The organism is Streptomyces sp. NPDC047000, from assembly GCF_040644295.1.
Taxonomy (GTDB): domain Bacteria; phylum Actinomycetota; class Actinomycetes; order Streptomycetales; family Streptomycetaceae; genus Streptomyces.
Map to the genome: position 1 here is coordinate 15,135 of NZ_JBEYWE010000028.1, position 22,941 is coordinate 38,075.

The window sequence follows — 22,941 nt, forward strand, 5'->3', positions numbered from 1 at the left end:
GGACCGATCGCTAGGCTGGCCGCGGACGACGAACCGGGAGGAGCACGGACGTGGCCGAGAGCACCATCCAGCAGCACCGGGCAGCCGGCTGGGACAAGCCGGCGGAGCTGGACCTGAGCAAGGCGGACTGGCAGTCCAGCAGCCGCGGCCTCGGGGATGTCCAGATCGCCTTTGTCGAAGGTTTCATCGCGATGCGCAACAGCGGCCACCCGGAGAACCCTTCCCTGATCTTCACCCCCGCGGAATGGGGAGCCTTCGTGTCGGGAGCCAGAGAAGGCGAATTCGACCTGACCTGACGACGCCCGAACCCTCGCTCCCCAATCGCCGGGCGCGCTGAAAACAGCCCGTCCGGCGATTGAGGACGAGGCCCGTCCAGGGCCGACAGGGGGGTCCGGGGGCACAGCCCCCAGGGCCGGGCAGGGGAAGGCCACCCCGGAGAGCCTCCCCGCAGTCGTCGGCCGCGCCGGGCACGTACCATGGCCGCATGTCGTTCCTCCGCCGCCGCAGCGCCTCACCCGCGGGCCCAGATTTCGACGTTCTCGCCATGGACCCGGGCGACTGGCCCGGCAATCTGGGCGCGGGCCTGCTGCCCGCCCCGGACGGCACCTGCCAGGGTGTCTTCCTGCGCTACGACCTGTTCGGCGGCCGCGGCCCCGCGATGATCATCGGCAATCTGCCGGAGGGCTCCCCGGCCCGCGACGTCGCCGAGGACGAGATCCCCTTCGAGGTCGGACAGCTCCTCCTCGCGCTGGAGAACGAGGAGGAGGTGACCGTCGTCGGCACCGAGGACATCCCGGTGCTGCAGGGCGACAACCTGCTGATCGTGCGCCGCCTCAAGCTGTCCGAGGGCCGTATCTCCTGCGTCCAGTTCGACCGCAGCGACAACGTCCTGGTCACCATCGCGGCCTGGGACCGCCCCATCACCGACGACCTGTACACCCTGCTGAAGCCGCTCCCGGCGGAGCTGTTCCAGCAGGGCTGAGCAGGAGGGGCCGAACAGGCGGGGGCGAGCCGGGCGGGTCAGGAGCCGGAGCGCTCCACCGTCACATCGGCGGCACGCACGTACGCCACCCGGTGGCCGTACTGGATCTCGTAGTACTTGTCGTTCCCGGTCACCACCTGGTGCGAGTCGGCGGTGAAGGTCACGGAGTAGTAGTACTCGCCCGGCAGTTCGTCACCGACCGCGTACCTCTGCCCCTTGGGCAGCCGGTACGGCAGCGGTGTGACCGCCTGGGCGGGTACGCCCGCCGGGTACGCCTCCTTCTCCGGGTACGCGCGCCCGTACACCGGGACGCTGTCCAGCCCGTCCTTCGGCGTGACCACGAGACCGGCGGCGTTCACCGCGGTGCGCCCCGGCCCCGCCGGGTTCCTGAACCACGCCTCCTGGCCCAGGTACCAGATCGCCGTCCAGTCGCCCTGCCGGCCGGCGACCGCGTACTGCTGCCCGGTCGACACCCGTGACGACAGATCGTTCACCCCGGTCGTGGGGTCGGTCTTCAGACCGATGTCCTTGATCAGCGGATACGACTCACCGGGCCCGGAGTACAGCCGCACCTCGCCCGACCCGTGGGCCGCGCACGCCTCGCCCGCGGTCACACAGCCCGTGTACTCCGGCTGGTTGGCGGCGTAGTCCGGCAGGATCGTCACCAGACCGCCGTGCGGGCCCGCCGTCGTGTGCAGCGGCCGGCCGAGCAGCTCGAAGTAGTGCCGCCAGTCCCAGTACGGGCCCGGGTCGGTGTGCATCCCGGGGATGTACGAGCCGGTCGGGCCCGGCACGGTGTCGTGGCCCAGGATGTGCTGCCGGTCCAGCGGGATGCCGTACCGCTGCGCCAGATACCGCACCAGCCGCGCCGACGCCCGGTACATCGCCTCCGTGTACCAGGCGTCCGGCTCGGCGAGGAAGCCCTCGTGCTCGATGCCGATCGACTTGGCGTTGATGTACCAGTTCCCGGCGTGCCAGGCCACGTCCTTCGCCCTGACGTGCTGCGCGATCAGCCCGTCGGTGGAGCGGATCGTGTAGTTCCAGGACACGTACGTCGGGTCCTGCACCAGGTTGAGCACCCCGTCCCAGGCGCCCTCGGTGTCGTGCACGACGATGTACCTGATGCTCTGCGACGCCGGGCGGTCGCCCAGGTCGTGGTTGCCGTAGTCGCTGTCGCCGAACTCCTCGTACGGCGCCGGGACCCACTCGCAGGACACCGACCGCGGGCACTCGGTGTTGTCGTCGGACACCGTGCGCAGCCCGGTCCGGCCCAGCTGCCCGGTGTCGGGGGCGAGCGCGGGGGACGCCGTGAGCGTGACCTGCTGCCCGGCGTCGGTGGTGCGCCGCTCGCCGCCCCGGATCACGTCGTACACGTCGTCCGCGTACGCCGCCGCCGTCGCGGAGTCGTCGGCACCGGAGAACTCCGCGACCGCGCCGTACCAGTCGGCGGGGTCCGCGCTCAGCGGTTCGCCCAGCCCGCGCTGCGCCGCGGCCAGCAGAGCGGCGCCGCCCGCCACGTTCGCGGCCGGGTCGCCGCGGAGCTCCGCCGCGCCGAGCCCGGTCAGTTCCGCGGCCTTCGGCAGCGTCCGGAGCCGGGCCGGGAGCGCGGCGTTCTGCGGGACCGTAGTCGTCACGGCCGGGCGGAGAGCGGCGCGGGCGGTGTCGCCGCGGGCGTCCTCGGTGCCCTCGCCGTGGTGGGAGACGGCCGCCTCCAGTGCGGTGCGGGCGTCCGTGAGGTGCATCGGGCCGTAGCCGCCGCTCACGCTCGGCGCACCGGCGTGGGAGTCCCAGCGGGACTGGAGGTAGGAGACGCCGAGCAGGACGCTCTGCGGCACGTGGTACGCGGCGGACGCCGAGGCGAACGCCCGCTGCAGCGATCCGGCGGCGGGCGCGGTGGTCGCGGGCGGGGCGGCGCCGAGCAGCGGCAGCAGTAAGGCCGCGCAGGCCAGGGCGCCGGCGGTCCTGCGGACCCGTCTGCGCGGGGGCGGGGAGGAGTGTTCGGTTGCGGAACCTGACAAGACGGCCTCCTGGGGCGGACGGTCATGACGTGCCGTACGGCGCCAAGAGCTACCGCGTTGCCGACGGTCCGTCAATCACCCACCCCCGGGCGGCTCCACCCCTGGATCCCGGACCTCCGCCCGCCCGCCACGCGACGCGGTGGACCGACATGACACCCGTTCAGCCGACCGAGCCGGGCGGGTGGGAGACACAAGGAGACGCGGGGAGACGCGAGGTGACGCAGAGAGCGCAGAGGCCGACAGGGGGCGGCGCCCCCTGCTCGCACCGGGCCGTCAGCGCGTTCCCACCGCCGCCCGTACGGCGCGCCGGGCGAGCTGGCAGTCGTCGTGCAGCCGCCGCAGCAGCAGCCGCTGCTCCTCCCCGGCGGCGATACCGCCCGGCTGGAGGGGCGCCGTGTCCGTCAGCGACCGCTGCACCGCCGTCTCGTACGTCCGGATCTCCCGGGTGAGCACCAGCATCAGGTTCACCAGGAACGCATCCCGTGCCGCGGGCCCCGCGTTCTGCGCGAGCTGGCTGATCTGACGGCGTGCCACCTGTGCGTCCCCGAGCACCGACCACAGCGTCGCCAGGTCGTACCCCGGCAGGTACCACCCCGCATGCTCCCAGTCCACCAGCACGGGACCGGCCGGTGACAGAAGGATGTTGGACAGCAGGGCGTCCCCGTGACAGAACTGACCCATGCCCTGCCGGCCCGCGGAGTGCGCGATCCCGTGCAGCAGCTTCTGCAGATCGCCCATGTCGCGGTCGGTGAGCAGCCCCAGCTCGTGATAGCGGGCGATCCGGGCGGCGTAGTCCAGCGGAGCGCCGAACGTGCCCGCCGGCGGGCGCCAGGCGTTCAGCCGGCAGATCGCGCTCAGCGCGGCCCGGATGTCGGGACGCGGCGGCGACTCCACAGGGTGCCGCTGCAACGCCGCCGGCCGGCCCGGCATGCGCTCGATGACCAGTGTGCAGTTGTCCGGGTCCGCCGCGATCAGTCTCGGCGCCCGCACCGGGGGGCGGTGCCGGACGAACGCGCGGTACGCGGCTATCTCGTGCCGGATGTGCTCCGCCCAGGCGGGGGAGTGGTCGAGTAAACATTTCGCGACGGCCGTGCTGCGTCCCGTCGTGCCGACCAGGAGTACGGAACGTCCGCTGCGGCGCAGCACCTGCACCGGAGCGAACTCCGGACAGATGCGGTGCACGGCGGCGATGGCCGCGCGCAGCTGCGCGCCCTGAGGGCCGGACAGGTCGATCCTCCCGCTGAGCGGTTGGGTGCCGGCCCCCGGGCCGCGCAGCGTCCGTGCCGCGCCGAGCGCGGGGGCCGCCTGCGGCCGTGCGGGGTCCTGATAGGGGCCGCTGCCCGCCGGGCGGGGGCGCAGCGGCCGGGGCGGGGCGGACACGGAGGACGATGCTGCGTACATGGGCGGAACAGATCCCTTCGTGTGCCTGCGACGTCAGTGCGCTGCCCGGCCCGGTGCCGGCGGACACCCTGGGGAATGTCCCCCGGCGGCCGGGTCGGGGTGGCGCTTTCCTACCTGACACCGGACGGCCACTGGCACACCATCTGGCGCACCCTGGCGAACCCTGGCGAATAGTCGCCCGGCATGTCCTGCCGGGCTACTGTCAACTCAGCCGAGTACCTGGGGGCTTGATGTGAGCGGACAACCCAACACCCGCCTGGCGGACCTGTTCGGCCTGGCCGGCTGGTCCAAGGGGGAACTCGCGAGGCTGGTCAACAGACAGGCGGCGGCCATGGGCCATCCGCAGCTGTCGACCGACACCTCCCGGGTCCGGCGGTGGATCGACACGGGAGAGATCCCGCGCGATCCGGTGCCGCGGGTGCTGGCGGTCCTGTTCACCGAGCGTCTCGGCCGTGTCGTGACCATCGAGGACCTCGGTCTGGTGCGGCACGGGCGTGCGGGTAGACGGCCGTCCGGCGGGAGCACGGAGCATCCCGACGGAGTGCCGTGGGCGCCCGGACGCACCGCCGCGGTCCTCACCGAATTCACGGGAATGGACCTCATGCTCAACCGACGCGGCTTGGTGGGTGCGGGTGCAGCGCTCGCCGCAGGATCCGCACTCAGCAGCGCCATGCACGACTGGCTGCACTCCGATCCGGTTCTCAGGGCTGACGCCCCCGACTCCACCGACCCCCTGCACGCCGACCCCGCCGGGTACGACCGCTACGAGGCCGCCCCCGTCGGGGCGCAGGAGGTCGACGAACTCGAGCGCTCGGTCGAGGTGTTCCGCGCCTGGGACGCCGCCCGCGGCGGCGGACTGCAGCGCAAGGCCGTGGTGGGCCAGCTCAACGAGGTGGGCGGCATGCTCGCCTACCGGCACCCCGACCATCTCCAGCGGCGCCTGTGGGGCGTCGCCGCCAATCTCGCCGTCCTCGCGGGCTGGATGTCGCACGACGTCGGCCTGGAGCCCACGGCCCAGAAGTACTTCGTCATCGCCACGCACGCCGCCAAGGAGGGCGGTGACCGGCCGCGCGCCGGAGAGGCGCTGTCCCGGGCGGCCCGCCAGATGGTCCACCTGGGCCGTCCCGACGACGCCCTCGACCTGATGAAGCTCGCCCGGTCCGGCTCGGGCGACGAGGTGCTGCCGCGCACCAGGGCGATGCTCCACACCGTCGAGGCCTGGGCGCAGGCGTCCATGGGCAGGGGCCAGGCGATGCGCCGGACCCTGGGCATGGCGGAGGACCTGTTCGTCTCCGACCGCGGCGACGTGCCGCCGCCGAGCTGGATGCAGACGTTCAAGGAGGAGGACCTGTACGGCATGCAGGCCCTCGCCTACCGGACGCTGGCCGAGCACGAGCCGGGCGCGGCCGTGCACGCCCAGCACTTCGCGGAGAAGGCCCTCGCCCTGCGCGTCGACGGACGGCAGCGGTCGAAGATCTTCGACTATCTGTCCATGGCCTCCGCCTGCTTCATCGCGGACGACCCCGAACAGGCCGACCGGTACGCGCGTCTCGCGCTGGTGTCCATGGGCTCCAACTCCTCGCACCGCACCTGGGACCGGCTGCGCGAGATGTACCGGCTCACCGCCGAGTACGCCGACTGCCCGAGGATCGGGGAGCTGCGGGAGGAGATCCGGACGGCCCTGCCGAGGGCCCGGGGGAAGGGCGGCGACAGCACGGCCGTCTAGGACGTCACCCTGGCGACGAGCACACAGGCGTCGTCCTGGCGCTCGCTCTCACCGAACTCCTCCACGACCGCACGGAGACCGTCCTGAGCCGTGCGGCCCTCACCGAGGCGGGGTGCCAGCCCGAGGAGCCGGTGCGCCGCCGTGGTCTCCGCCCCGCTGCCGTACGGGCGGGAGGAGTCCCAGTGCCGGGGCGCCAGTGAGTCGGTGTGCAGGAGCAGCAGGTCGCCGGGTTCGAGGGTCTCCTCGGCCTCCTCGTACACGGCGCCCGACGTCGCGCCGAGCAGGACACCTCCGGGTGCCCCGAGCACGCGTCCCGCCCCGCCCCGGAACAGCAGCGGGGCGGGGTGTCCCGCCTGCGCCCACCGCAGGGTGCGGGTGGCGGGACGGTAGCTGCAGCAGACGGTGCTGCCGAGCGCGGGCTGCACGGTGGCGTCGAGCAACCGGTTGAGCAGGCCCAGGAGTTCGCCGGGCCGGGTGCCGGCCATCGCCATGCCGCGCAGCGCCCCGAGCAGCATGGCCATGCCCGAGGCCGCGGTCACCCCGTGCCCGGTGAGGTCGCCGACGCTCAGCAGCGTGTCGCCGTCGGTCAGTTCCAGGGCGTCGTACCAGCCGCCGCCGATCAGCGGGCCGGTGGCCGCGGGCAGATAGTGGGCCGCGAGGTCCAGCGCCCGCGGGCCCCGGTGCGGCAGCCGCAGGGCGCCGCGCCACGGCGGCAGCACGGACTCCTGGAGCTCCACGGTGAGCCGGCGCTCGGTCTGGGCGCGCTGCCGGTGCAGCTGGAGCGCGTCACCGCTCTCGCGCACCGTCCGCCGCCGGCGCCGCAGTTCGCTGACGTCCCGCAGGACGGCCCACATCGAGACGGTGCCGCCGTCGGCGCCGAGCACGGGCTCGCCCATCATGTGCACGGTCCGTACGGTGCCGTCGGGCCGCAGGACCCGGAACTCCCCGTCGATGCGCCGGGCGTCGACCAGACAGTCGGTGACCATCGCGGTCAGGGCGGGGCGGTCCTCGTCGAGCACCAGGGAGGGCAGCTCGTCCAGGGTGAGCGGGGCGGTGGCCGGGTCGCGGCCGAGGATCCCGTAGAGCTCGCCGGACCAGTCGGCCCCGTCCGTCAGCAGATTCCATTCGGCGCTGCCGACCCTGGTGAGCGGGGAGCCGGGCGCGGGGCGCGGGGCCGCGCCGGCCCCGGGCGGTTCCTCGGCGACCGGCGGCGGGCCCTCCCGCAGCTGTGCCAGATGCGCGCCGAGGTCGTCGAGCTGGCGCAGGGCGAGCTCGCACAGGGCGCGCTGCCAGCGCTCCCGGGGGTCCTCGGGATCCTGCGGGTGCCGGGGGTCCGGTCCGGTGCCGAGGGCGCCCTGCCGTACGGCGTCCATGTCCGTCCGCAGCCGCCGGGTCCGCGTGATCAGCTCGTCGACCGAGCCGCGCGCCGGCGGCTGGGCGGCGGGGCGGTCCGCGGACCGGGGGGACGGCATGACGCACTCCGATGCGGGGGACGAGCGGCTGGTGGGGACAGAAGGACCGTCACGACTCTGGCACAGCCCGCGACGCGCTGTAAGGGATTTGGCAACACCCGGACCGGTGATGCTTTTGGCATGTGCCAGAGTCCTGGTACGGCGTTCGGCCGGGCCGGACGGAGTACGCGGCGAGGCGGCCAAGTCGTAGTCCGGGTACGAGAGATGACGTACCCGGTGCGGTCGGCGGACGTGGGTCAGGCGGGCGTTCGACGGTCACCAGTTCGGTACGTCCCCGCGGGCGCCGACAGGTCCCGGCCACCGGGACCCCGGCGGCCGCCGATTCTGGCAGGAACCGTCCTGTCCACCTCCCGGGGGTGACGCAGTTCACAGGATCCGCCGGGCTCCGGGCGTAATGCGAACGGCCCTTCCGGGGTCGTAAAGACAGCCGCCGGAAAACCGGCCGCCCTCGCCCGCAGTGGAGACGACCATGGACGACAGCACGGACATCACCTTCGAACAGCCCACCCACGCCCAGCTGGTCACTCCCGACGAGTGCGAACTGCCCGTGCCCGCCAGCCTGCGCTACACCGCCGCGGACCCGCTGGCCGTGCACCTCGACTTCCCGGCCGAGGTGGCCCTGGACGGCGATCCCGTCACCTGGACCTTCGCCCGCACCCTGCTGGAGGCCGGTGTCGACGGCCCCGCCGGGAGCGGCGACGTGCACATCTGGCCGTGCGGCCGGGCGCGTACGGTCATCGAGTTCCACTCACCGTTCGGCCTGGCGCTGCTGCAGTTCGACACCGACGCGCTGCGCCGCTTCCTGCTGCGGTCCTACGCCGTGGTGCCCTCCGGGCAGGAGGACCTCGGCGCCGAGATAGAACGCGGGCTGAGCTCGCTGTTCGGCAGCGTGTGAACCCGGCCCGGTCCGCCCTCCCCGCCGCCTCAGCGGCTCCCGCCGCCGTACAGCCCGGGGCGCGGGGCGAGTACGACGGTCTGCCGGCCGCCGCCCTCCAGCGACCGCACCCCCGCCTCCGCCACGGCCGCGGCCGCGTACCCGTCCCAGGCGGAGGGTCCGGTGACCCGGCCCCGCCGGGTGGCGTCGACCCACGCCCGCACCTCACGGTCGTAGGCGTCGGCGAACCGCACCAGGTAGTCCGCCGGCACCTCCTCGCCGGCCACGCCCCCGGAGGTGACGAGCACGGTGTGCCCCTCCCCGATCCGCGCGCTGCCCTTCTCGCCCACGGCCTCGCAGCGCACCTGGTAGCCGAAACCGCAGTTGACGAAGACCTCGACGTCCACCAGGGCGCCGTGCTCGCTCTCGAGGAGCACGAACTGCGGATCGGCCAGCCCTTCCGGAGCGCCCGCGGCGGCCCGGGGACGCAGCACGGTCACCGCCGTCAGCTCCTCGCCGAGCAGCCAGCGCGCCGCGTCGATCTCGTGCGACACCGAGCTGTCGATCAGCATGGCGCTGGTGAACCCGGGCGGCGAGGACACATTGCGGTGCACGCAGTGCAGCATCAGCGGGCGGCCCAGCCGACCGCTGTCCAGCAGGGACTTGAGACGGCCGTACTCGGCGTCGTAGCGCCGCATGAAGCCGATCTGCGCCAGCCGCCGCCCGAGCCGTGCCTCCGCCTCCACCACCCGCAGCGCCCCCGCCGCGTCCGGCACCATCGGCTTCTCGCACAGCACCGGCAGCCCGCGGGCGAACGCGGCGAGCAGCGCCTGCTCGTGCGCCGGACCCGGTGACGCCACCAGCACGGCCCCGACCCCCGGGGCGTCCAGCGCGGCTTCCGTCCCGGTGTGCACGGTGACCCCGTCGATCCCGGCCACCGCCTCCTCGGCCCGGGCGCCGTCGGGATCGGCCACGGCGACGACCCGCGCCCCGCTCACCCGGTACGCCAGCCGCCGCACATGATCGGCTCCCATGTGACCCGCGCCCAGCACCGCCACGCCCAGCAGCTCACCCACGTGCGTTCTCCCTCGCCCCGGCCGACTCCGCCGTAGCGTAGATCAGCGGGGAACGGCCCGGCAGGGCCGCGGGCCACGGGCCGCCTGCCGTCCCGCACGGCCGGGAGCGAGGGGGAGCCGGAGGGGGCGAGCGGGGGCTCAGTACCGCAGCACGCCCGCGATGCCGTCGGCGTCGTCCAGGGTGCCGTCGGGCAGGAAGCGGACCTCGGCCCCGGTCTCCAGGCACTGCTCGACGATCTCGTCCACGATGTCCTCCCGGGCGCCGGTCTCGCCGCTCTCCGCCGGGACCAGATGGTCGCCCCTGTCGTCGCGCATCGTGACCTGGTAGTTCTCCTCGACGGCGAGCAGCCGCACCCGGCCCTCCCGGGCGCTGCGCCACACCTCGTCCACGCCGGCCGCGAACGCCCGCCGCCCGCGTGCCGTGTCGAGTTCCCTCGCCACGCCGTCGGCGCTCCTGCGGGCCTCCGCCTCGACCACCGGGTGCACCGCCTGCCACACGGCGTCCCGGGTGCCGTGCGCCAGACCGCCGTGCGGGACGTGCACCGCGGTCGCGGCCACCGCGCCCGCCTCGTCCAGCAGTGACAGCGCCGCCTGCTCGCCGGTGACGTACAGCGGGCGCGGGTCCTCGCGCAGGATCTTGCCCATCGCGATGTCGGCCTCGCGCAGGAAGCCGCGGGTCCGTTCGTCGCGGTAGGCGCTCGGGGTGTCGCCGATCTGCATCTGGCGTTCCGGGTCGAAGTTCTCGACCGGTCTGGTCATCGGGAAGCCCGCGGTGCTCTCCTCGGTGACGCGGTCGGTGCCGCCGCTCCAGAGGGTGACGCGGTGGGGGGAGACCGACAGTACCCAGAACGGCCGTTCGGCGGCCTGTGCCGAGACCAGGTTCCGGGTGAGGAACGTGTCGGACAGCACCACCCGCTCCGGCACGCTGCGGGCCAGCGACCACACCTGGTGCTCGCCCGGCGCCGCGAAGATCACCAGACCGTCCTCGGTGTGGGCGAGATCCACCTCGGCGAGGGCGCGGTCGAGCTGCCGGGACACATCGGCCCGCCGGTCCCGGGTGACGGCGGGATCGGCCTCCAGCTGCTTCTTCGCCTCGGCCACCGCGTTGCGCAGCCGTACCGGGTCCTGGGCGTTGTCCGGCTCGCGGCGGTGCGTCGGCGTCAGCACCGACACCGCCGGGTAGGGGCGCGGGCGCCGGAGCTCGGCGAGGGTCGTCGGACTGAGTGCGTGCTCCATAACAGCACCATAGGGCCGATTCCCGGACCGGGCATTTGGGATGAAAGGTAGAGAAGGGGTGGGTGCTGTCGAGTCGTACGAGATGTTTTTGTGGAGAACGGTGGATTTTGACGATGATGCGTCGGATGTGCTCGATGGAGTGAATGCGCGCCAAGCCATAACTCATGCGTGTCCAGGAGCGTTCTATCCGGTGCGGGCGACTGCTCGCACCAAGTCTGGAAGGCAGGGAACCGTATGAGGCGGGTTACCCGAACCGGGGTCATCGGCGTCGCCGTCTCCGGCGCGATGGCCGTCACGATGCCGGTGTACGCCGACTCCGTCGCAGGCGGCGTCACGACCGACTCGCCCGGGGTCGGCTCCGGCAACACCGTCCAACTCCCGGTGCACGTACCGGTGAACGTGTGCGGCAACACCGTGAACGTGATCGGGCTGCTCAACCCGGCGATGGGCAACCGCTGCGCCAACACGAGCGGGCACGCCCACCGGCCCGGAACGGGTGCGTCGAACTCCGGCGGCGCCACGGCGGGCGGTGTCGTGCACGACTCACCCGGCGTGGTCTCCGGCAACGGGGTGCAACTGCCGGTCGACTCCCCGGTGAACGTGAGCGGCAACTCGGCGAACGCGGTCGGCATCGCCAACCCGGTCTTCGGCAACACGTCGGTCAACACCTCGGGCGACCGGCCGGTCCATCCGGTGCGTCCCGCGCACCGGGGGCACCCCGTCCGCCCCACGGCACCGGCCCCGAAACCGCCCATGGCGCACACGCCGCCGACAACCGTCGCCAAGGCGCCGCCGGCCGCGTCGTCCCTCGCGCACACGGGAGCGGACCAGACCATGCCGCTGCTGGGCGGTGCCGCCGCGCTGGTCCTCGGCGGCATGGTGCTGTACCGGCGCTCCCGCCCGGCGGGGACCCGCTGACACACGCGGTCGGCGCAGCCGCGGCCCTGCCGGACAGCGGGTGCGCGGCCCTGCCGGACACCGGGTGTGCGGTCCCGCCGAGCCCGTGCCCGGTGGGGCCACGCCGCAGCCGTCAGCCGTGACACCCGGCGCCGCCTGCCTGCCGACGCCCGGCAACCGGCCACCGGTACCTGGGGCCGCCGGCGACCGGAACATGCGTCCGGCAGCCGCTCCCGGCCCCGCTCGCCCGGTCCTCCGGCTCGCGCGCCGGGCCTTCGGCGGCGCCGACCACGGCCATGTCCACCTCCGGCCGTATCGACTTCCGCCATGCCGGACCCGGCCATGCTGAACCCGGCCGTGCCGAGGCCGGTTGTGACGTCTGCGGCCCACGTCCCGTCGAGGCCGCCGGTCGTACGGACCTGCGACGCGCGGCCGTCAGCCGCCCGCACCGGTGGCCACCGGCGCCGCCACGCCCCGCGGAAGGCTTGATCCCGCCGTGGCGCGGCCGGTGGAACCCGGTAAGGATGGTGCGCGCCGGACCGGGCCGCGGCGGGACGGTGCGGCACCGCCGTCTCTCCTCCCGCGGACCCGAAGGCCGCGGCCGGGCGCACCACGTCGGCCGCCCCGGTGGTCCTTCCCGGCCCTCCCGGTGGTGTCCTCCCGGCCCGACGGGTTCCGCCGGACGCCCTGCCCCTCGGGCTCCCGCCCACCGCACGCAGCAGTCCGTCCCGACCCGATGGAGCGCAGCGATGGCCCCGACGCCCCCGCACGACCTCGTCGTCACCCAGGCCGTACCCGGTGACTGGGCGGTGATCAGCGGGTGGGCGGCCGACGAGGGCTGGAACCCCGGTGCCTCCGACGGCCCCGTGTTCTTCGCCCAGGACCCCGAAGGCTTCTTCCTCGGCCGGGTCGGCGGCGAGCCGGTCTCCGCGATCTCCGTCGTCACCTACGGCACCGGCTACGCCTTCCTCGGCTGCTACCTGGTCCGCCCCGATCTCCGCGGCCACGGCTACGGTCTGGCCACCTGGCGGGCCGGTCTGGCCCACGCGGGCAACCGCACCGTCGGCCTCGACGGGGTCGTCGCCCAGCAGCCCAACTACCGCCGCTCCGGCTTCGAACTCGCCCACCGCACGGCCCGGTTCACCGGCATCGCGCCCACCGCCGGGATCCCGTCCGGTGTCCGCGCGGTGAGCTCCGCCGACCTGCCCGACCTCATCGCGTACGACAGCGCCTGCACCCCCGCGGACCGCCCCCGCTTCCTGTCCCGCTGGCTCACCGGTCCGGGACACCGGGCGTTCGCCAGACGCTCCGGCGGCCGCGTCACCGGCTACGGAGTGATCCGCCCCGGCCACGACCGCCCCCGCATCGGACCGCTGTTCGCCGACACCCCGGACGACGCCCGCGCCCTCTTCGCGGCCCTCACCGGAGCGTTCCCCGGCACCGCGGTCGCCATCGACGTGCCGGAACCCCACAAGGCGGCCGTCGCCATGGTCGAGGAGGCCGGCTTCGCCCCCTCGTTCGAGACCGCCCGGATGTACACGGGACCGGTCCGCCCGCACGCCCAGGACCGGATCTTCGGTATCACCACACTCGAACTCGGCTGACCGGCCGACCCGTTCACCTCGGCCGGCGGGCACGGACCCGTTCACCCACCCGTCCGCCGTTGTTCGACCCGCTGTGCCGTAATCCCGTTGCCCCGCCCGCGTCCGGATGCTGGAGTGTGCCCATGGATCACGCCACGCTGCTCGCCCTCCATGACCGTGACCTGCGGGAAGGCGCCCGCCCGGACGGTCCCGGTGCCCGGGTCGAGCGGACCGGCTGTGTGGTCCGCCAGGTCGCCGGTGCCCTCGGCTGGAACGGCGTCGTCTGGTCCGCGCTGGACGAGTCGGGCGCCGACGCGGCGATCGCGGAGCAGATCGCGTACTACACCGGCCTCGGCCTCGGCTTCGAATGGAAGCTGTACGGCCACGACCGCCCCGTCGATCTCGGTAAGCGGCTCGTGTCGGCCGGATTCACGCCCGAGCCCGAGGAGACCCTGATGATCGGCGAGGCCGCTCCGCTGGCCCGCGGTGCCGAGCCGCCCGAGGGCATCCGGATCCTGCCGGTCACCGATGCCGAGGGCGTCGATCTCGTCGTCGCCGTGCACGAGCAGGTGTTCGACAGGGAGGGCACCTGGCTGCGGCACCGGCTGCTCGAACGGCTCGCCGCCGACCCCGGCACGATGGTGGCCGTCGTGGCGCTCGCCGGGGACGAGCCGGTCGCCGCGGCCCGTATGGAACTCGTGCCCGGCACACGCTTCGCCGGGCTCTGGGGCGGCGGTACCGTGGAGGGGTATCGCGGCCGGGGCGTCTACCGCGCGCTCGTGGCGCACCGCGCCCGCGCCGCCGTGGCCCGCGGCTACCGCTATCTCCAGGTCGACGCCTCGCGGCGGAGCCGTCCGGTGCTCGAGCGGCTCGGCTTCGTACCGCTGACCACGACAACTCCGTACGTCTACACGCCTCAGCGGTGACTGTGGCCGCAACCTGCCTCAGGAAACGCACAGTTGGGTGAACACAGGCCCAACGGGCCGTGAAGAGAGACCGGTCGGCCCACGTGAACCGGGCCACCCGGTGGGAATGTGTCGAAGTGAGGCGCTCGTCGCCCACCGGGGGATCCGCCTCCCGCGGCGCCCGGCTCTCCCGTCCGGAGCCCGCGGTCGAGGCGACAGGCCCGCCGACAGCCGAGGGGAGCTGCGTCGGCGGGCCTGAAGTCCTGAGCCCCGCACGGCGATCCGGTGCGAGCCCGGGTCAGGCGTGCCGCGGGCGGCCTCGCCCCGGCCCCGGCCGGTACGGCCCACGGCGCCGGACCTCGTGCCCCGACGCGGGTGAGGGGCGGCCGGCCCGGCGCCGCGCCGCCCCTCGTCCGTCGCGCGGCGCCACTCCGCGCCGCCGTCCCGATCCGCTCCAGGCGCCCGCCGGGCCCCGGAGCGCTCCGCCTGCCCGCCGCGCCGGGTGTCCGGGACTCCCGGCCTCAGCGCCGTACCCTCGACCTGTCCAGTGCGGCCACACCCACCGCCGCGAGGCCGATCTGGATGAGCCACTCGATCCAGTCCACGCCGTTGGTGTTCGCGACGCCGAGCCCCGCCGCGATCGCCGAGCCGATCAGCGCGGCCACGATGCCGACGACGATCGTCAGCAGGATGCCGATGTGCTGACGCCCCGGCACGACGAGCCGGCCGAGCACACCGATGATGATGCCGATGACAATGGCACTGATGATGCCTGAGATCTCCATCTCCGCCCCTCTTGTCCGACCCCCGCACGGGTGTTCTGCCCGTTCTCGACGGAGGCACTCCGTACCGCACCGGTTGCCCGCGCGCGGTGCGGGTACGCCCGCTCCCGGTCCGACCCGCCGTCCGGTGCGACTTCTTGCCGGGATTTTCTGTTCACCACCCCGACATGCCATGTACCTTTCAAGTGTTCAACGCGTGTAGAACTCTGAGTCCCGTTCTACGCGCGCAGAATCGGCGCCCCCACCGCCGTGCCACCCCACCCCCATCACCGGAGGTTCGCCGGATGCTCGGTTCCAGAAGGTCCCGTCACAGACTGACCACCGCCCTCGCCGGACTCGGACTGCTCGTCACCGGGGCCGCGTTCCAGATCTCCGCCGGTGCCGCGCCCGCCCACGCGGCGACCACGCACCGCGTGCTGTTCGACAACGCCCACGCCGAGACGGCGGGCAACGCCGACTGGATCATCTCCACCAGCCAGCCCGACCCGCTCGGCCAGGACTCCTCCCCGTCGGCGGAGTCGGACTGGACCGGCGCCCTGTCCTCCTGGGGCGTCGCCCTCCAGAAGACCGGCGGCTACAGCCTGAAGACGCTGCCCTCCGGCTCCAGCCTCGGCTACGGAGGCTCCGCGGCCACCGACCTGTCGAACTTCGACACGCTGGTCCTGCCCGAGCCGAACACGATGTTCACGACCGCCGAGAAGACGGCGATCATGACCTTCGTGAAGAACGGCGGCGGTCTCTTCATGATCTCCGACCACACGGGCGCCGACCGCAACAACGACGGCTACGACGCGGTCGAGATCCTCAACGACCTGATGACGAACAACAGCGTCGACTCGACCGACCCGTTCGGTTTCTCCATCGACTCGCTGAGCATCAGCTCCGACTACCCGTCCGCCATCAGCGACAGCACCGACCCCGTGCTGCACGGATCCTTCGGCACCGTCTCCAAGAGCCTCATCGCCAGCGGGACGACCGCCACGCTCAAGCCCGCCGACAACTCGGCGGTCAAGGGCCTGCTCTACCGCACCGGCTATTCCGGCAACACCGGCGCGTTCTTCGCCACCAGCACCTTCGGCAGCGGCCGCGTCGCGTTCTGGGGCGACAGCTCACCCATCGACGACGGCACCGGCCAGTCGGGCAACACGCTGTACGACGGCTGGAACGACTCCGGCGCCACCAACGCCGCCCTCGCCCTCAACGCGACGGCGTGGCTCGCCGGCGAGGGCACCAGCAGCGGTGGCGGTGGCGGCGGTGGCGGCACCTGCACGGCCGCCCAGCTGCTCGGCAACAACGGCTTCGAGTCGGGCGGCACCACCTGGAGCGCCAGCAGCGGCGTCATCACCAACTCCAGCAGCGAGTCCGCCCGTACCGGCTCGTACTACGCCTGGCTCGACGGCTACGGCACCGCCACCACCGACACCCTCTCGCAGTCGGTGACCGTCCCGTCCGGCTGCACCACCGCCGCCCTGAGTTTCTATCTGCACATCGACACGGCGGAGACCACCACCAGCACCGCCTACGACACGCTCAAGGTCCAGGTCCTCAACAGTTCCGGCACCGTGCTGAGCACCCTGGCGACCTACTCCAACCTCAACGCGGCGAGCGGCTACACCCAGCGCAGCTTCAGCCTGGCGTCCTACGCCGGGCAGACCGTCACCCTGAAGTTCACCGGCACCGAGGGCTCCACCCTCCAGACGTCGTTCGTCATCGACGACACCGCCCTGAACGTCAGCTGAGACCTGGCCGGGCAGACGGAGAGCAGCGGCCGGTCCACCCTGGTGGACCGGCCGCTGTTCTCTTCTTTCCTCTCCCGGGGTTTCGGAGCCTCGGAGCCGCCGTGCCTACGGCGCGCGCGTGGTGCGTGCCGAGGAGCCGACGCAGATCAGCCCGAGGACGACGGCGAGGCCGCCGATGATGACGTTGTTCAGCACCACACCGGTGTCGGGGCTGGTGCCCACGACCCAGGGAGCGATGATCATCCACACGCCCAGCGCGGACATGGCCCAGCTCAGCCCGTACATCCGGGCCGGAGCGGCGGTGAACCCGAGAGCCAGCAGACCGATGGCGATGCCCACGATCAGGTTGTGCGCCACCAGGGCGGGCTGGCTCGTCGTGTAGTGCAGGATCCAGGGCGACACCGCGCAGTAGATACCGAGCAGGAACACCGGCCCGTCCACCAGCGCCACGTCGCGACCACCGAGCACACGGGCGTAGCGGGCCCGCATCTCGGTCATGTCAGGGTGACTCGTCATGTCACCACGGTGCGAGACATCGGCCATGACTGGTCTCCTTCGACTTGCAGGACCGACCGTGTCGGGTGCGGTGTGAGACATCAGCCGCATATCTTCATTTTGCTCTTATTTTTCTCTTATGTGTAGATATGGGACCGGCTCATCGCCTCCGAATCTCCGCCAATCCGCCCCGCCCCCGGCTTCGGATTACCCGCGACAGGCCTGATCACGGCCGGGCGGAGGAGACAGCCATGGGGCAGACACACGGGGCGGCCGGGGCGGGCGCCGGACGGCGGATCGCGGTGGTGGGCGCGGGCGTGGCGGGACTGACCGCCGCCTACCTGCTCGCCCGCACCGACCACGTCACGCTCTACGAGGCCGACAGCCGGCTCGGCGGACACGCCCACACCCACGACCTCACCGCGTCCGACGGCCGGGAGCGCCGCGTCGACTCCGGCTTCATCGTGCACAACCGCCGCACCTACCCCCACCTGCTGCGCCTCTTCCGCGAACTCGGCGTCGAGACGCAGGAGTCCGAGATGAGCATGTCGGTGCGCTGCGAGGGCTGCGGCCTCGAGTACGCCGGTGCGCGCGGCCCCGCCGGACTGTTCGCCCGGCCCCGCAACGCGCTGCGCGGCGCCTATCTGCGGATGCTCACCGAGGTCCCCGCCTTCCACCGGGCGGGCCGCCGGCTGCTCGACCGGGGCGCGGACGACACCCTCACCCTGGGCGGGTTCCTCGACCGGGAGGGCTTCTCCCCGTACTTCCGCGCCCATTTCGCCACACCGCTGGTCTCGGCGGTCTGGTCCTGCGACACGGCGACCGCGGCCCGCTACCCGGCCGCCTATCTCTTCCGCTTCCTGGCCCACCACGGCATGCTCTCGGTCGGCGGCTCCCCGGTGTGGCGCACCGTCACCGGCGGCTCCCGCAGCTACGTCGACCGCGTCGCCGGCCGCCTCGGTGCCGTCCGCACCGCCGCCCCCGTCCGCACCCTGCGACGGCACGCCGACGGAGCCGAGGTCACCACCGGCGACGGCACGACCGAGCCGTACGACGCCGTGGTCGTCGCCGTCCACCCCGACCAGGCACTGCGGCTGCTCGCCGACGCCACGCCGCTGGAGAAGGACGTGCTCGGCGCGTTCCGCTACTCGCGCAACACCACGCTCCTGCACACCGACACCGCCCTGCTGCCCCGCTCCCGCGGCGCCCGCGCCTCGTGGAACTACCTCATGCCGTCCTGCACGTCGGGCGCGGACCGGGTACGGGTCAGCTACGACATGAACCGCCTCCAGCGCCTCGACGCGCCCGAGACGTTCGTCGTCACGCTCGGCGGCGAGGACCGCGTCGACCCCGCCCGGGTCCTGGCCCGCATGGTCTACGAGCACCCCGTCTACACGCCCGAGTCGGTCGCCGCCCAGCAGCGGCTGCCCGAACTGGACACGAGCGTCAGCGCGTTCGCGGGCGCCTACCACGGCTGGGGCTTCCACGAGGACGGCTGCCGCTCCGGGGTACGGGCGGCCGAGAGCCTGGGGGTGCGCTGGTGACCCGGGTCCCCGCCCGCCCCCGCACACCACGGCCGGCACCCGTCCGCACCCCGGCCCTCTACCCCTGCGCCATCACCCACGTACGCACCGCGCCCGTCCGGCACACCGTGCGGCACCGCACCTACCTCTGGCTGATCGACCCCGACCACCCGCCCCGGCTGCCGCGCGCCCTGCGCCCGCTGGCCCGGTTCGACCCGCGCGACCACTTCACCGGTGACGCGCCGACCCTGCGCGCCGGACTCGACGCGTTCCTCGCCGGGCACGGCGTGGACCTGGCGGGCGGACCCGTCGCCATGCTCACCCACGCCCGCGTCCTGGGCCACGTCTTCAACCCGCTCACCCTCTACTGGTGCCACGGCCCCGGCGGCGACCTGCGCTGCGTGGTCGCCGAGGTGCACAACACCTACGGGCAGCGCCACGGCTATCTGCTGCACCCCGGCGCCGACGGCACCGCGCACACCGACAAGACGTTCCACGTCTCGCCGTTCTACCCCGTCGACGGCCGCTACCGCATGCGCCTGCCGCCCCCCGACCGGAGCCTGAACCTCACCGTGCGCCTCGAGAGGCCGGACGGCCGTCCGTTCACCGCGACCGTGCGCGGTGTCCGCCGGGACGCGACGGCCCGGACGCTCCTCGGGCTGGCGCTGCGCCACCCCTGGTCCACCGCCGCCGTGTCGGCCGCCATCCGGCTGCACGGCATCCGCCTGTATCTGCGGGGACTGCCCGTCCAGCCCCGCCCCCACGACCCTTCCCGGGAGAGGACCCCATGACGACAGCCGAGCTCCCCACCCCCCGGCCGGCCGGCGCCGCCGTGGACCCGGGCCGCTGGCCCGACGTCGCCACGCCGCCGCGGGCCTCGCGGGCGCGCACCGCCGTCACCGAGGCGGTCGTACGGCGGGCCCTGGACCGGCTGCCGCTGCGGGTACGGTTCGCCGGAGCCACCCCCGCCGGACGGGGCGGCCCGCTGATCGACGTGCACGACCCGCGGCGCTTCCACGCCCGGATCGGCACCCACGGCCTCATCGGCTTCGGCGAGTCGTACATGGCCGGGGAGTGGGACGCCCCCGACCTGACCGGCGCCCTCACCGTGCTCGCCGGCCACGCCGCCGAGCTGATCCCCGCCCCGCTCCAGCGGCTGCGCGGCCTGTGGGCGCCGCGCCACCCCGCCAGCCGCCGCAACACCCCCGGCACGGCCCGCACCAACATCAGCCGGCACTACGACCTGTCCAACGATCTGTTCGCCCTCTTCCTCGACGACACCCTCAGCTACTCCTCGGCCCTCTTCCGCGGCTTCCCCGCCCGCCGGGAACTGCTCGCCGCCGCCCAGCACCGCAAGATCGACCGGCTGCTCGACCTCGCCGGGGTGAGCGAGGGCACCCGCCTCCTGGAGATCGGCACCGGCTGGGGCGAACTGGCGATCCGCGCCGCCGCCCGCGGCGCCCACGTCACCTCGCTCACCCTCTCCGCCGCCCAGCGCGACCTCGCCGTGCGGCGGGTGCGGGAGGCCGGGCTCGACGACCGCGTCCGCATCGAGCTGTGCGACTACCGCGAGGCCGGCGGCACCTACGACGCCGTCGTGAGCGTCGAGATGATCGAGGCCGTCGGCGAGGAGTTCTGGCCGGTCTACTTCCGCACCCTCGACGCACGGCTGGCCCCCGGCGGCCGGATCGCCCTCCAGGCCATCACCATGCCCCACGACCGGCTCCTCGCCTCCCGCGACACCTTCACCTGGATCCAGAAGTACGTCTTCCCCGGCGGCCTGCTGCCCTCCACGGAGGCCGTCGCCGGGACCGTCCGCGACCACACGGGCCTGACCGTCGCCCGCCGCGACGCCTTCGGCGCGCACTACGCCGAGACCCTGCGGCTGTGGCGGGAGAGGTTCACCGAACGCGCCGACGACGTCGCCGCCCTCGGCTTCGACGACACCTTCCGCCGCCTGTGGACCTTCTATCTCGCCTACTCCGAGGCCGGATTCCGCTCCGGCTACCTCGACGTCCAGCAGTACCTGCTCACCAAGCCCGCCACCGCCGACGAGGAGACCCCCGCACGATGACCACCCTCCGCATCGCCGCCCCCGGCGCCGCCCACCGGGTCGCCGGACTCGCCGCGGACGTGCTCGGCGGCCCGCTCCCGTTCCGGCTGCGCTGCTGGGACGGCAGCGAGGCCGGACCCCTCGGCGCCCCCGTGGTCGTCCTGCGGTCCCGGCGCGCCCTGCGCCGCCTGCTCTGGGAACCCGGCGAACTCGGCCTCGCCCAGGCGTACATCGCGGGAGACCTCGACATCGACGGTGACCTCGCCGACGGCCTGCGCGCCCTGTGGGCCGCCGCCCGGGAACGCGGCGCCCACCTGCCCGCGCCCGCTCTCGCCGACCGGGCCCGCGCCCTCGCCGTCGCCGCCCGCCTCGGCGTCCTCGGCCCGCGCCCGGCCGCCCCCGCCACCCGCGCCCGGCTGCGGGGCGGTCTGCACAGCCGCTCCCGCGACCGGGCCGCCGTCAGCCACCACTACGACCTCTCCAACGACTTCTACCGGCTGCTCCTCGACGACACCATGGCCTACTCGTGCGGCTACTGGGCGAGCGACGAGCCCGGCTTCACCGCCGCCGACGCCCAGCGCGCCAAGCTCGAACTGATCTGCCGCAAGCTCGCCGTCGTGCCCGGCAGCCGCCTGCTCGACATCGGCTGCGGCTGGGGCTCCCTCACCCTGTACGCGGCCGAACAGCACAAGGCCCAGGTCACCGCGGTCACCCTGGCCCGGCAGCAGGCGGCGTACGTCCGCGAACAGGTGCGCGCCCGGGGGCTGGAGCACCGCGTCGACGTACGGTGCCTGGACCACCGCGACATCGGCGGCGGCGACTACGACGCCGTCGCCACGGTCGAGATGGGCGAGCACGTCGGCGACGACGAGTACCCGGCGTTCGCCGCCGCCCTGCACCGGCTGGTCCGGCCGCTCGGGCGGGTCCTGGTCCAGCAGATGTCCCGCGGGCGCACCGCCCCCGGCGGCGGCGCCTTCATCGAGACGTACATCGCCCCCGACATGCACATGCGGCCGCTCGGCGAGACCGTCGGACTGCTGGAGGAGGCCGGGCTCGAGGTGCGGTCCGTGGAGTCGCTGCGCGAGCACTACGTCCGCACCGTCGGCGCCTGGCGGCGCACCCTCGAGGAACGGTGGCGCGACGCCGTCGCCCTGGTCGGGGAGGAGAACGCCCGGGTGTGGCGGCTGTACCTCACCGGTGGGGCACTCGCGTTCGAGGAGGGCCGGATGGGCGTCGACCAGATCCTCTCCGTCCGCCGCACGGCCACCGGCGCCGCCGGCATGCCGGACACCCCGGCCGGCTGGTACGCGGGGCCGGAGGGGCCGTGGCTGCCGTGACCGCCGCCGCCGGTACCGGCTACCCGTGGGCGACCTTCGCCGCGAACCTCGGCTGGGCGGCCGCCGCGGCCCTCGCCGTCATGCTGGTCACCTTCGCGATCGCCGTCCGCAAGGGCGTGCACCGCGTGGTCGACATCGCCTGGGGCATCGGCTTCACCGCGGTCGCCCTGGTGACCTGCGCGGCCTCCGCCGGTGAGGGCGACACCGGGCGGCGGATCCTGGTCACCGCCCTGACCTCCGTCTGGGGACTGCGGCTGGCCGCCCACATCGCCCGCCGCGCCCGGGGCCACGGCGAGGACCCGCGCTACGACGCCATGCTGGCCAAGGCCCCCGGCAGCCGGAACGCCTACGCCCTGCGCATGGTGTACCTGCTCCAGGGCGCCCTGGTGTGGCTGGTGTCCCTGCCGGTGCAGGCCGCGCAGTACGTTCCCGGCAGCCCGGGCGCGTTCGCCTGGGCCGGTACGGCGCTGTGGGCGGGCGGGCTGTTCTTCGAGGCGGTCGGCGACGCGCAACTCGCCCGCTTCAAGGCCGATCCCGCGCACCGCGGCCGGGTCATGGACCGCGGGCTGTGGAGCTGGACCCGGCACCCCAACTACTTCGGGGACTTCTGCGTCTGGTGGGGACTGTTCCTCATCGCCTGCGACTCCGCCTCCGCGGCGGCGGTGTCCTGGGTGTCACCGCTCGTGATGAGCTACCTGCTGATCAACGGGAGCGGGAAACCCCTGCTGGAACGCCATATGGCCACCCGCCCCGGGTACGCCGAGTACGTCGCCCGCACCAGCGGCTTCTTCCCGAGACCCCCTCGCCGGAAGCGGTGACACCGGGCGTCTGGCCGGTCCCGG

General features: G+C 73.6%; 20 protein-coding genes. 13 read left to right on the forward strand and 7 right to left on the reverse strand.

Features of this window, described 5'->3' with window-relative positions; genetic code table 11:
• The first annotated feature begins 50 nt into the window (after nt 1-50).
• Together ABZ862_RS31290 and ABZ862_RS31295 are read left to right on the forward strand one after the other, a co-directional pair.
• Nucleotides 51-296, forward strand: a complete 246-nt coding sequence (locus ABZ862_RS31290) for a DUF397 domain-containing protein (RefSeq protein ID WP_360965439.1) — start codon at nt 51-53, stop codon at nt 294-296.
• A 188-nt stretch (nt 297-484) separates the two neighbouring features.
• On the forward strand, nt 485-982 hold the full coding sequence (locus tag ABZ862_RS31295; RefSeq protein ID WP_360965441.1) for a hypothetical protein: 498 nt from the start codon (nt 485-487) through the stop codon (nt 980-982).
• A gap of 38 nt (nt 983-1,020) precedes the next feature.
• Here ABZ862_RS31295 and ABZ862_RS31300 read toward each other — a convergent pair whose 3' ends face one another.
• Nucleotides 1,021-3,000, reverse strand: coding sequence for a peptidoglycan recognition family protein (locus ABZ862_RS31300; protein ID WP_360965444.1), 1,980 nt, complete (start codon nt 2,998-3,000; stop codon nt 1,021-1,023).
• Between the two features lie 273 nt (nt 3,001-3,273).
• On the reverse strand, nt 3,274-4,401 hold the full coding sequence (locus ABZ862_RS31305) for an aminoglycoside phosphotransferase family protein (protein ID WP_360965446.1): 1,128 nt from the start codon (nt 4,399-4,401) through the stop codon (nt 3,274-3,276).
• 232 nt (nt 4,402-4,633) lie between these two features.
• Between ABZ862_RS31305 and ABZ862_RS31310 the strand changes: the two genes are divergently transcribed.
• A complete protein-coding gene (locus ABZ862_RS31310) occupies nt 4,634-6,127 on the forward strand; it encodes a hypothetical protein (RefSeq protein ID WP_360965449.1) in 1,494 nt (497 codons plus the stop codon).
• Here ABZ862_RS31310 and ABZ862_RS31315 read toward each other — a convergent pair.
• Nucleotides 6,124-7,599 (reverse strand): SpoIIE family protein phosphatase, encoded by a 1,476-nt coding sequence (locus tag ABZ862_RS31315; RefSeq protein ID WP_360965452.1) that lies wholly within the window; start codon nt 7,597-7,599, stop codon nt 6,124-6,126. The two genes, ABZ862_RS31310 and ABZ862_RS31315, sit on opposite strands and share 4 nt — an antisense overlap.
• Before the next feature lie 469 nt (nt 7,600-8,068).
• Between ABZ862_RS31315 and ABZ862_RS31320 the strand changes: the two genes are divergently transcribed.
• Nucleotides 8,069-8,494 (forward strand): SsgA family sporulation/cell division regulator, encoded by a 426-nt coding sequence (locus ABZ862_RS31320; RefSeq protein ID WP_360965455.1) that lies wholly within the window; start codon nt 8,069-8,071, stop codon nt 8,492-8,494.
• Nucleotides 8,495-8,523: 29 nt separating this feature from the next.
• Here ABZ862_RS31320 and ABZ862_RS31325 read toward each other — a convergent pair whose 3' ends face one another.
• Nucleotides 8,524-9,549: a Gfo/Idh/MocA family oxidoreductase gene (locus ABZ862_RS31325; protein ID WP_360965457.1), complete on the reverse strand. Its 1,026-nt coding sequence runs from the start codon at nt 9,547-9,549 to the stop codon at nt 8,524-8,526.
• 138 nt (nt 9,550-9,687) lie between these two features.
• Complete coding sequence (locus ABZ862_RS31330) at nt 9,688-10,785, reverse strand: chemotaxis protein (protein ID WP_360965460.1); 1,098 nt, start codon at nt 10,783-10,785, stop codon at nt 9,688-9,690.
• Nucleotides 10,786-11,019: 234 nt separating this feature from the next.
• On the opposite strand from ABZ862_RS31330, the gene ABZ862_RS31335 reads away from it, so the two are divergent.
• The 3 genes from ABZ862_RS31335 to ABZ862_RS31345 all read left to right on the forward strand — a co-directional run bounded on the left by ABZ862_RS31335 (nt 11,020) and on the right by ABZ862_RS31345 (nt 14,191).
• The gene (locus tag ABZ862_RS31335) at nt 11,020-11,703 is read left to right on the forward strand and encodes a chaplin family protein (protein WP_360965462.1); all 684 of its coding nucleotides are present in this window, start codon (nt 11,020-11,022) and stop codon (nt 11,701-11,703) included.
• A 728-nt stretch (nt 11,704-12,431) separates the two neighbouring features.
• On the forward strand, nt 12,432-13,286 hold the full coding sequence (locus ABZ862_RS31340) for a GNAT family N-acetyltransferase (RefSeq protein WP_360965465.1): 855 nt from the start codon (nt 12,432-12,434) through the stop codon (nt 13,284-13,286).
• 122 nt (nt 13,287-13,408) lie between these two features.
• Entirely contained in the window at nt 13,409-14,191 is a 783-nt protein-coding gene (locus ABZ862_RS31345) for a GNAT family N-acetyltransferase (protein WP_360965468.1), read from the forward strand.
• Nucleotides 14,192-14,691: 500 nt separating this feature from the next.
• Here the strand turns inward: ABZ862_RS31345 and ABZ862_RS31350 are convergent, their stop codons facing one another.
• Nucleotides 14,692-14,955, reverse strand: a complete 264-nt coding sequence (locus tag ABZ862_RS31350) for a GlsB/YeaQ/YmgE family stress response membrane protein (RefSeq protein WP_360965470.1) — start codon at nt 14,953-14,955, stop codon at nt 14,692-14,694.
• A gap of 281 nt (nt 14,956-15,236) precedes the next feature.
• On the opposite strand from ABZ862_RS31350, the gene ABZ862_RS31355 reads away from it, so the two are divergent.
• The gene (locus tag ABZ862_RS31355; RefSeq protein ID WP_360965473.1) at nt 15,237-16,691 is read left to right on the forward strand and encodes a hydrolase; all 1,455 of its coding nucleotides are present in this window, start codon (nt 15,237-15,239) and stop codon (nt 16,689-16,691) included.
• Between the two features lie 105 nt (nt 16,692-16,796).
• Here ABZ862_RS31355 and ABZ862_RS31360 read toward each other — a convergent pair whose 3' ends face one another.
• Nucleotides 16,797-17,234: an SPW repeat protein gene (locus ABZ862_RS31360; RefSeq protein ID WP_360965476.1), complete on the reverse strand. Its 438-nt coding sequence runs from the start codon at nt 17,232-17,234 to the stop codon at nt 16,797-16,799.
• 203 nt (nt 17,235-17,437) lie between these two features.
• Between ABZ862_RS31360 and ABZ862_RS31365 the strand changes: the two genes are divergently transcribed.
• Genes ABZ862_RS31365 through ABZ862_RS31385 form a run of 5 tightly spaced genes read left to right on the forward strand, consistent with a single transcriptional unit; the run spans nt 17,438 to nt 22,917 of the window.
• Complete coding sequence (locus tag ABZ862_RS31365; RefSeq protein WP_360965479.1) at nt 17,438-18,730, forward strand: FAD-dependent oxidoreductase; 1,293 nt, start codon at nt 17,438-17,440, stop codon at nt 18,728-18,730.
• On the forward strand, nt 18,727-19,500 hold the full coding sequence (locus tag ABZ862_RS31370) for a DUF1365 domain-containing protein (RefSeq protein ID WP_360965482.1): 774 nt from the start codon (nt 18,727-18,729) through the stop codon (nt 19,498-19,500). The genes ABZ862_RS31365 and ABZ862_RS31370 overlap by 4 nt, the downstream gene beginning before the upstream one ends.
• A complete protein-coding gene (locus ABZ862_RS31375; RefSeq protein ID WP_360965485.1) occupies nt 19,497-20,783 on the forward strand; it encodes a cyclopropane-fatty-acyl-phospholipid synthase family protein in 1,287 nt (428 codons plus the stop codon). The genes ABZ862_RS31370 and ABZ862_RS31375 overlap by 4 nt, the downstream gene beginning before the upstream one ends.
• Nucleotides 20,780-22,099: a cyclopropane-fatty-acyl-phospholipid synthase family protein gene (locus ABZ862_RS31380; protein WP_360965488.1), complete on the forward strand. Its 1,320-nt coding sequence runs from the start codon at nt 20,780-20,782 to the stop codon at nt 22,097-22,099. Before ABZ862_RS31375 ends, ABZ862_RS31380 begins: the two co-directional genes overlap by 4 nt.
• A complete protein-coding gene (locus tag ABZ862_RS31385; RefSeq protein ID WP_360965491.1) occupies nt 22,087-22,917 on the forward strand; it encodes a DUF1295 domain-containing protein in 831 nt (276 codons plus the stop codon). Before ABZ862_RS31380 ends, ABZ862_RS31385 begins: the two co-directional genes overlap by 13 nt.
• The last annotated feature ends 24 nt before the right edge of the window (nt 22,918-22,941 follow it).

Excerpts from the sequence above, each read along its gene's own strand:
- ABZ862_RS31295 (WP_360965441.1), top strand. The coding sequence starts at position 485 with ATGTCGTTCCTCCGCCGCCGCAGCGCCTCACCCGCGGGCCCAGATTTC.
- ABZ862_RS31305 (WP_360965446.1), bottom strand. The coding sequence starts at position 4,401 with ATGTACGCAGCATCGTCCTCCGTGTCCGCCCCGCCCCGGCCGCTGCGC.
- ABZ862_RS31315 (WP_360965452.1), bottom strand. The coding sequence starts at position 7,599 with ATGCCGTCCCCCCGGTCCGCGGACCGCCCCGCCGCCCAGCCGCCGGCG.
- ABZ862_RS31320 (WP_360965455.1), top strand. The coding sequence starts at position 8,069 with ATGGACGACAGCACGGACATCACCTTCGAACAGCCCACCCACGCCCAG.
- ABZ862_RS31330 (WP_360965460.1), bottom strand. The coding sequence starts at position 10,785 with ATGGAGCACGCACTCAGTCCGACGACCCTCGCCGAGCTCCGGCGCCCG.
- ABZ862_RS31335 (WP_360965462.1), top strand. The coding sequence starts at position 11,020 with ATGAGGCGGGTTACCCGAACCGGGGTCATCGGCGTCGCCGTCTCCGGC.
- ABZ862_RS31340 (WP_360965465.1), top strand. The coding sequence starts at position 12,432 with ATGGCCCCGACGCCCCCGCACGACCTCGTCGTCACCCAGGCCGTACCC.
- ABZ862_RS31345 (WP_360965468.1), top strand. The coding sequence starts at position 13,409 with ATGGATCACGCCACGCTGCTCGCCCTCCATGACCGTGACCTGCGGGAA.
- ABZ862_RS31350 (WP_360965470.1), bottom strand. The coding sequence starts at position 14,955 with ATGGAGATCTCAGGCATCATCAGTGCCATTGTCATCGGCATCATCATC.
- ABZ862_RS31355 (WP_360965473.1), top strand. The coding sequence starts at position 15,237 with ATGCTCGGTTCCAGAAGGTCCCGTCACAGACTGACCACCGCCCTCGCC.
- ABZ862_RS31360 (WP_360965476.1), bottom strand. The coding sequence starts at position 17,234 with ATGGCCGATGTCTCGCACCGTGGTGACATGACGAGTCACCCTGACATG.
- ABZ862_RS31365 (WP_360965479.1), top strand. The coding sequence starts at position 17,438 with ATGGGGCAGACACACGGGGCGGCCGGGGCGGGCGCCGGACGGCGGATC.
- ABZ862_RS31375 (WP_360965485.1), top strand. The coding sequence starts at position 19,497 with ATGACGACAGCCGAGCTCCCCACCCCCCGGCCGGCCGGCGCCGCCGTG.
- ABZ862_RS31380 (WP_360965488.1), top strand. The coding sequence starts at position 20,780 with ATGACCACCCTCCGCATCGCCGCCCCCGGCGCCGCCCACCGGGTCGCC.